Annotated in this window: 9 protein-coding genes and 1 tRNA gene; 4 read left to right on the forward strand and 6 right to left on the reverse strand. The window is 68.8% G+C overall.

The features are described 5' to 3' along the window. A partial coding sequence (locus WBP48_RS07150) for a PTS fructose transporter subunit IIC (RefSeq protein WP_424438197.1) occupies positions 1 to 1,161 on the forward strand: 1,161 nt, incomplete at its 5' end. Between the two features lie 135 nt (positions 1,162 to 1,296). Beyond that, positions 1,297 to 1,569, forward strand: coding sequence for an HPr family phosphocarrier protein (locus WBP48_RS07155; protein ID WP_016465022.1), 273 nt, complete (start codon positions 1,297 to 1,299; stop codon positions 1,567 to 1,569). Positions 1,570 to 1,668: 99 nt separating this feature from the next. Here the strand turns inward: WBP48_RS07155 and WBP48_RS07160 are convergent, their stop codons facing one another. Beyond that, complete coding sequence (locus WBP48_RS07160; RefSeq protein WP_424438200.1) at positions 1,669 to 2,307, reverse strand: MBL fold metallo-hydrolase; 639 nt, start codon at positions 2,305 to 2,307, stop codon at positions 1,669 to 1,671. Between the two features lie 121 nt (positions 2,308 to 2,428). On the opposite strand from WBP48_RS07160, the gene WBP48_RS07165 reads away from it, so the two are divergent. Then, a tRNA-Glu gene (locus tag WBP48_RS07165) sits at positions 2,429 to 2,504 on the forward strand. A gap of 62 nt (positions 2,505 to 2,566) precedes the next feature. On the opposite strand, the gene WBP48_RS07170 is transcribed toward WBP48_RS07165, so the two are convergent. The 4 genes from WBP48_RS07170 to WBP48_RS07185 form a co-directional block, all read right to left on the reverse strand. Then, positions 2,567 to 2,725, reverse strand: coding sequence for a hypothetical protein (locus WBP48_RS07170; protein ID WP_424438203.1), 159 nt, complete (start codon positions 2,723 to 2,725; stop codon positions 2,567 to 2,569). Between the two features lie 406 nt (positions 2,726 to 3,131). Then, on the reverse strand, positions 3,132 to 3,713 hold the full coding sequence (locus WBP48_RS07175) for a PIN domain-containing protein (RefSeq protein ID WP_424438206.1): 582 nt from the start codon (positions 3,711 to 3,713) through the stop codon (positions 3,132 to 3,134). A gap of 4 nt (positions 3,714 to 3,717) precedes the next feature. Continuing rightward, complete coding sequence (locus tag WBP48_RS07180) at positions 3,718 to 4,098, reverse strand: helix-turn-helix domain-containing protein (protein ID WP_424438209.1); 381 nt, start codon at positions 4,096 to 4,098, stop codon at positions 3,718 to 3,720. Between the two features lie 494 nt (positions 4,099 to 4,592). Further along, entirely contained in the window at positions 4,593 to 5,483 is an 891-nt protein-coding gene (locus WBP48_RS07185) for a LysR family transcriptional regulator (RefSeq protein ID WP_424438211.1), read from the reverse strand. 81 nt (positions 5,484 to 5,564) lie between these two features. Here WBP48_RS07185 and WBP48_RS07190 point away from each other — a divergent pair, with 81 nt between their 5' ends. Beyond that, positions 5,565 to 6,476 (forward strand): DMT family transporter, encoded by a 912-nt coding sequence (locus WBP48_RS07190; protein ID WP_424438214.1) that lies wholly within the window; start codon positions 5,565 to 5,567, stop codon positions 6,474 to 6,476. Positions 6,477 to 6,661: 185 nt separating this feature from the next. On the opposite strand, the gene WBP48_RS07195 is transcribed toward WBP48_RS07190, so the two are convergent. Next, positions 6,662 to 7,549, reverse strand: an 888-nt coding sequence (locus tag WBP48_RS07195) for a DUF4349 domain-containing protein (RefSeq protein ID WP_424438217.1), incomplete at its 5' end; no start/stop codon positions are given.

The following is a 7,549-nucleotide window of genomic DNA, read 5'->3' on the forward strand; positions in this document are numbered from 1 at the left end:
GCCGCCGGGGCGAGCGCCGCGGCTCCCGCCGCCCGCGAGTCGGCCGGCCGCAAGATCCAGCGCATCCTGCTGACCGGCGTCAGCTACATGATCCCGTTCGTCGCCGGCGGCGGTCTGCTGATCGCCCTGGGCTTCCTGCTCGGCGGGGCGAACGTCACGCAGGACGCGGCCGATGTCATCATCAATAATGCGCTGTGGGACCTCCCCGCCGGCGGGCTGGGACAGTACCTCGGCTCGGTCGCGTTCATGATCGGTGGGACCTCGATGGGCTTCCTCGTGGCGGCCCTCGCTGGCTACATCGCCTTCGCGATCGCCGACCGCCCCGGCATCGCACCCGGCTTCGTCGCGGGTGCGATCGCCGTGACGATGAACGCCGGCTTCATCGGCGGCATCATCGGCGGATTCTTCGCCGGTTTCGTCGCCTGGTGGCTGGGTACGCTCAACGTGCCCCGTTGGTTGCGGGGCCTCATGCCCGTTGTGATCATCCCGCTGGTCGGGTCGATCATCGCCTCGGGTCTCATGGTGCTCTTCCTCGGCCGCCCCATCGCGGCGCTCATGACGGCGCTGACGGACGGCCTCACCGCGCTGACCGCGAGCAGTGCGGGCGGCATCCTGGTCGGCGTCATCCTGGGCCTCATGATGTGCTTCGACCTGGGCGGTCCGGTCAACAAGGTGGCCTACGTGTTCGCCACGACGGGACTTGCTGCGGCATCGGCGACCAACACCGCGCCGTACCTCATCATGGCGGCCGTCATGATCTCCGGGATGGTTCCGCCGCTGGCGCTCGCACTGGCCTCGACGGTGCTGGCTCGACCACTGTTCACTCCGGTGGAGCGCGAGAACGGCAAAGCGGCCTGGCTGCTCGGTGCCGCCTTCATCAGCGAGGGCGCGATCCCGTTCGCCGCGGCCGACCCGCTGCGCGTCATCCCCGCCTCGATGGTGGGAGGCGCCGTCACCGGTGCGCTGAGCATGCTGTTCAACGTCACCAGCTACGCACCGCACGGCGGCATCTTCGTGCTGTTCGCGATCAGTCCCGTCTGGGGTTTCCTTGTGGCGCTTGCCGCCGGGACGCTCGTGTCGGCCTTCGCGCTCGTCCTTCTCAAGAGGTTCGCGCGCAAGACCCCGGTCGAGGCGGCCCCTGCCGTCGCGGTCGCAGCCTGAGAGATCTACCGTGCGACGACGTTTTTTCCCGGTCAGGACCGTGCGGCTGTGCGGTAGCGTCGTTGTGAGGCCGAACGGTCCGTACCACATGCACCACCCGCGGCGGTCGACGTCGCATGACTTCTAGGAGATGACATGGCAGAACGCCAGGCCACCGTTGCCAGCAGTTCGGGCCTGCACGCCCGCCCCGCCAAGCTGTTCGTCCAGGCCGTACAGCAGACCGGCGTCCCCGTGACGATCGCGGTCGAAGGCGGCCCCGACCTGAACGCCGGCAGCATCCTCACCCTGATGGGTCTGGGTGCCACGCAGGGCACCGTCGTCACGCTCAAGGCCGAGGGCGAGGGTGCCGACGCCGCGCTCGATTCGCTCGTCGCGTTCCTGGAGACGGACCACGACGCGGAAGCGTGATCGCAGAACCCGCAGAATGAAGGACGCCGCGGCCCGCTCGGGGTCGCGGCATCCTTCGTTTCTGCTGCGCGCTGTCTTCTGCGGTGCGCTGCGCGCCCGCTACAGTTCGACGGACTCGCCGGGATCGAGGACGACGAACTCGCCCCCGTTCTGCTCCGTCGCCCACTTCAGGCGAGCGCGGTGCATGTCCAGGCCGATGCGCGAGAGGGTCATGTCGTGGGTGCCGAAGGCGCGACGGGGTCTTGCGGCGAGGACGAAGTCCATGGCCTCGCCGATCTTCAACCACGGCGCGCCGATGGGCGCCGCGAGCAGCCGCACGTCGGCATCCTCGGGTACGGCGTAGGAGTCGCCCGGGTAGTAGAACGCGTCGTCGACGAGCACACCGACGTTATCGATGACTGGGATCGATTCGTGGATGACGTTGTGCCTGCCCCCGTGGAAGGTGAGGGTGAACGGGTCGACCGCTACCGTGTCACCCGGAGCGACGGTGATCGGGTCGAACTCCGCCGCGACCGCCGCGGCTCCTGCCGGAGCGTAGACAGGCACGCCGGGGGAGTAGTCGCGGAGCCGCCGCAGGTGCTCCGGGGTCCAGTGATCGGGGTGTTCGTGCGTGAGGACCACCGCGACGAGCCTGTGCAGGTCGTCGAGGGGAAGCGTGAACGAGCCGGGATCGATGATCAACTGCCGCCCCTCGGACTCGAGGCGCAGGCAGGCGTGTTCGTGTTTGGTGACGCGCATGGTGTCAGTCAACGCTCCCGTGGGTTGGGGCCGCAAGCTCGGGCTGGCGCGTCGGAGCGCGATTTGTCCGGACGCGGCGGGCATGGCATAATCGAACGGTTGCTTACGCAGCGAAGTATCCGGCCCCATCGTATAGCGGCCTAGTACGCCGCCCTCTCACGGCGGTAACGCGGGTTCGAATCCCGCTGGGGTCACCAACGACAAAATCCCTGGTCAAACCAGGGATTTTGTGTATCCACCGCCGGGCGTCGAGACGACTCTACGCGGCCTTTGGCAACAGATTGGCAACATCTGATTGCATCGCTGCCGAGTTGAGCGCCGTGGCAACACCGTCGAGGTCGTCATCGAACAGGTCGGCGTACACGTCGAGCGTGACGGCGGCCGTGGCGTGGCCGAGCATTCGCTGGACGGCGGGCACAGGCCGTGGCCGACCGGAAGGCCGAGGACGACCCGCGCCTGATCGAGGCCAGGCGTCAGACCGAGCAGGTACAGCACGAGACGAGCAAGCTGAGCGGGCGGCAGATGACCGAGCGGCAGCGGCTCCGCCAGGCGATCTACCGCGACACCAACAGCCGCGTCAGCGCCCAGAGCCGCGCAGAGCACCACGCGCAGCGCGCCGAGCAGCACCGGCAAGCCCTCGCCCGGATCGAAGCTCTGCCGCCCGAGCATGCGGCCGTCCTGATCCGCGAACAGGCCGGGCCGAACGCCTCGCGGCGGCACTGGCCGAGCGCGCAGCACGGCTACGAGCACCCGAGCGCGACCACCACCGCCCGACCCGTTACGGGCCGGAACGCGACCACGGGATCAGCCTGTAGCGGCTGGCGTCAGCGTGCTTGCTCGCCCAGGTGCGGCCGGAGTCGCTCGGCGAATCGGGGCGCGCCCGCGTTGGCGATCGTGTCCGCCAGCTCCGCGGGAGTCGTGGGCGGGTTCTTCCTCGCGGTCGCGGCACGGGTGAACGACTCGACCACCGCTCGGCGGCGACGGGTCAGCAACCGGCCCAGGAACGTGTCCGAGGTCATCACTTGCACCCCGGCCTGGTCGATGGCGGCGGCGCGGAAGTGCTTCAGGTTGCGGGTCAGGAGCACGTCGACGTCGCCGTGGATGCACGCGGCCGCGTGCAGGCGGTCGCCGGGATCGGCGGAGAGATCATCGGTGACCTTGCCCCGGTAGAGGTCCGGGTCGATGCGGTAGCGGCCGAAGTGTGCGCGCACCGCTTCTGTGACTGAGCGTGCCGACTCCGGGGTGCGCATGCCCTCGCGGACGATGACCTCCCCCCACTCGGCGAGGAGTTCGTCGGTCCAGAGCCAGGTGAACAGGAAGTCCGCGGACAGGGTGAGCAGCACGTCCATGATCGTGAACGGGAACAGCTCGCTGGTGTCGATGAAGACCCGTTGCGGACGGGCCACAGGATTATGCCCCGAGCGCGGCGCGCAGCGCGTCGCCGCCGGCGCGGCGCTGGTCGCGCTCGGCGGCGACGTCCAGAACGTCCTGCACGCGGATGCGGCGGTGACGGCTGCCGGGCAGTCGCCGGAAGGGGAGCACGCCATCCTCGCAGAGCCGGTCCACGAACTGACGGGTCACCCCGAGGAGCTTGGCGGCGTCGGCGGGCGTGACCTCATCCTCCGTGCGCAGCACCACGACCCGCGCCCCGTGCGCCACGTCATCGAGCATCGAACGCACCGCGGCCTCGACCGCAGTGTTGCCGTCAAGACGCTCCGCCAGGTTCTTCGCATCGGAGCGGACGGCAGGGTCGCCCGGATCGAGGGTGGTGGCGAGTGCGCGTGTGGTCATGGTGCCATTCTACCGCTATCTGCAATAATGACAACTGTGGATAGCCGCCTCCCGACGGCGGCAACGTGGCAACATTTTGGCAACGAACGCTGACGACAGGACTCTCCGCGACGTACCCGACGCACTCGACATCCTCGTAAACACAGGCCAGTTCGGTAGTGAGCACGCAGTTCCGCGGGAGTCGAACCCCCTCTCACGGCGGTAACGCGGGTTCGAATCCCACTGGGGTCACCAGCAGAAAACCCCCGGTCAGCCGGGGGGTTTCGCACTTCTACCGGACTCGGTGATTACAGCGGTTCCGTCCGATACGGGCGTCAACGCGAGTACGCTCTGGGGATGATCGGCTCACGGTCCCAGTCGGGCCGGGGAAGGATTTTCCGGCGCCTGCAGATGAATCTCCGGAGACCGCTAGGCGGCTTTGGCAAGAGGTTGGCAACATCTGATTGCATCGCCGCCGTCGGCCATTCGCGGTACGGAACCCTGCGCCGCCTCGGTCACGAGGTCGCCGCGATCCGGCGGAGTTCTTCGAGTGCCGCGATCACGGGAGGCCGGTCGGCGGCGGCGTCGCGGACGACGGCCTGGATGGAGCGGACGGGTGCGGGTCGGACGACCCGGACCGCGCGGATGCCAGGCAGCAAATGCCGGGCGGCGAGCATCGGGAGCACCGTGATGCCGACGCCGGCGGCGACGAACTCGATCGCGGTCGCGTAGTCGTGGGCCTCGACGAGGAACGGCGGACTGAAGCCTGCCGCGGTGCAGGCGTCGAGAAGGTGTTCACGGCACCAGCCGCGGGCGAAATCGTTGTCAACCCATTCCTCGGCCGCGAGCTCGCCGAGTTCGATCTCGTCGCGGTCGGCGAGCCGATGGTCGTGGCGGAGCACGACGACGAAGGGATCGTTGTGGAGCCGGTGAACGCGGAACCCGGTCGCCGTCATGAAGCGCTGCGATTCGACGATGAGTTGCACGTCGGGCCGGTCGGCGGGGTCTTCCGGGATCGCCTCGAGCAGCTGAAGGTCGAGTCGGACGCCGGGAAAGTCGCGGGTCAGTCGCCGGACGACGCTTGGCATCCATGCAGAGCCGGCGGAGGCGAAGTAGCCGAAGGTGACCAGTCCGGTGCGGCCGGCTCGGAGATCGGCAACGAGCGCCTCGGTCTGGCCGAGTCGCGCGAGGACCGCATCCGCCTGTGCTGCGAGCTCGATGCCTGCCGCGGTCGGTCGTACCCCGCGACCGTCCCGTTCGAGCAGCGCCAGGCCGGTCTCGCGCTGCAGTGCAGCGACGTGCTGGCTGACGGCGGACGCAGTGTAGCCGAGATTCGTCGCGGCAGCGTGGATGCTGCCGCTGGCGACGACCGAGCGGAGTACGCGGAGGCGGTGAACGTCGAGCATTCGACAACGATACAGTAGTACTGAATGATCAGTAATGAATCTTCACTAGTGCTGGATGATTCCTGCAGCGAGGATCAAACGGTGACCACGACCACCGTTTCCGCTCCGCGTAGCGCTTTGCTGCCACTCGTGCTCTTGGCCGCCGCAGTGACGGTCCTCATGTGGGCGTCGGCCTTCGTCGCCGTCCGAGGTATCGGCGACGCCTTCTCCCCGGGGGCAATCGCTCTTGGCCGCCAGGTCGTCGGCACCTTCGTCCTTACCCTCATGGTCGCGATTCGGGCCGTCCGGCAGCGCTCATCGCCGTCGATCCCGCGGGGGCGCTCGCTGCTCGGTGTATTCGGATGGGGGGTGCTGTGGTTCGCGCTCTACAACCTCGCATTCAACACTGCCGAGCACACGCTCGACGCCGGTTCAACCTCGTTCCTCGTCAACCTCGCCCCGATCCTCGTCGCCGTGCTCGCGGGGTTGCTGCTCCGAGAGGGCTTCCCGGTCCGGCTGATCGTCGGACTGGCCATTGCCCTCGCGGGGGCCGGCGTCATCGCCTTCTCCAGCGCCGCCGTCCACGGTGACCTCGGCGGAGTGCTGCTGGGCATCGCGGCCGCCGTGCTCTACGCGCTCGGCGCCATCTCGCAGAAACGGCTCCTCCGCACCATGGACGGCCTGACGATGACCTGGCTCGGCTCCGCGATTTCCATTTTCGTCTTGCTGCCGTTCCTGCCGCAGTTCCTCGTGGCGTTCCAGACGGCACCGGCAGAGGCGGTGTGGCTCATCGTCTATCTCGGAGTAGGCCCGACCGCGATCGGCTTCAGCACCTGGGCTTACGTCCTTGCGCGCGTCTCCGCCGGACGTACTGCGGCAACGACCTATCTCGTGCCTCTGACCGTGCTCGGCATGGCCTGGGTCTTCCTGGGAGAGATCCCTTCGCTTATCGCACTCCTGGGCGGCGTGCTCGCGCTCGCCGGAGTCGCGGTCGCGACGCTGCGACGGGCGTAGCGGATACCCCGCCTCCCGCCGGGCCCGTTCCCAGCCCAAGGCGAGGTCGCTACGGAGGGTGCAACCGCCGGGCGTCACGAAGCGGCTTGCGGCGCTTCAGCAGATCATGCGGCAAGCGGCGAGCGACCCTTCTGCTCTGCGGGCGATCACGTGAAGGAACAGGTCCTCGAAGCGCACCGCACGCGTCAATCGGCCGGGTCACGTTCGACGCGGCGGCGCCGGACGGCCCGGCGCGCACCCCATATGACGAGACCGGCCACCAGCAGCACCGCGATCCACGGCAGCAGGAAACCGATCGCGATGACGACGCCGTTGAGAGTGGCGACGAGTCCGTTCCAGCCGGCGGCGAGCCCGCCACCGAAGCCGGCGGGGTCGGCTTTGACAGCCGGGGCAGGCTCGATGAGAGTGACCGTAACGCTCGACATGGCGACCTGGCTCTCCAGCCACGTCAACTGCTGGCGCAGCCCGTCGAGCTCGGACTGTCGCTGCGACAATGCCGACTCGGCGGCGATGAGGTCGCCCGTCGACGTGCTCTGGCCGAGGAGCTCGGTCAACCGCGCGACAGAGGCCTCGAGCGCGCTCACTCGAGCGCGGAGGTCGACGGCCTCGGTCGTCACGTCTCTCCGGTCGATCTGAGACGATGTGACATTGCCGACGTCGGCGAGACCCGCCAGCGTGTCCGGCAGCCGGTCGGCGGGCACCCGCACGGTGATCCACGCCGCAGACGTTGGGAGCGGGCGAGAGATCTCCATCCCCGCGGACTCCAGAGGTGACGTCCCGGATTCGCCGACGCTCATCGACTCGACGTACCCTCCCGCAGCCGCCGCGGCGGTGCCGATCGCGTCAGTGGCGGCTGCGGCATCCTCGACCTCGACGGTCGCGGACGCGGTCGCGGCGATCTCGCGCCCGGCCGCCTCGAGATCGGCTGACACTCCGCTGGATGGCGGCATCGCGGCGTCCCCACCGGCCGAACTCTCCGCCGCACTGTCGGCCGCGCCACCGGCCGCGTCGCGTCCACTCTCAGGTCGTGTCAGGGCCGAGTCCGATGCCGGCAGCGCCGCCGACCCGGCTGC

Origin of the sequence: Microbacterium sp. (assembly GCF_049661145.1) — a bacterium.
In the GTDB taxonomy this organism is placed as follows: domain Bacteria; phylum Actinomycetota; class Actinomycetes; order Actinomycetales; family Microbacteriaceae; genus Microbacterium.

Bases quoted from the DNA above. Each gene is read 5' to 3' on its own strand.
- WBP48_RS07155 (WP_016465022.1), top strand. From the start codon at position 1,297: ATGGCAGAACGCCAGGCCACCGTTGCCAGCAGTTCGGGCCTGCACGCC.
- WBP48_RS07160 (WP_424438200.1), bottom strand. From the start codon at position 2,307: ATGCGCGTCACCAAACACGAACACGCCTGCCTGCGCCTCGAGTCCGAG.
- WBP48_RS07180 (WP_424438209.1), bottom strand. From the start codon at position 4,098: ATGACCACACGCGCACTCGCCACCACCCTCGATCCGGGCGACCCTGCC.
- WBP48_RS07185 (WP_424438211.1), bottom strand. From the start codon at position 5,483: ATGCTCGACGTTCACCGCCTCCGCGTACTCCGCTCGGTCGTCGCCAGC.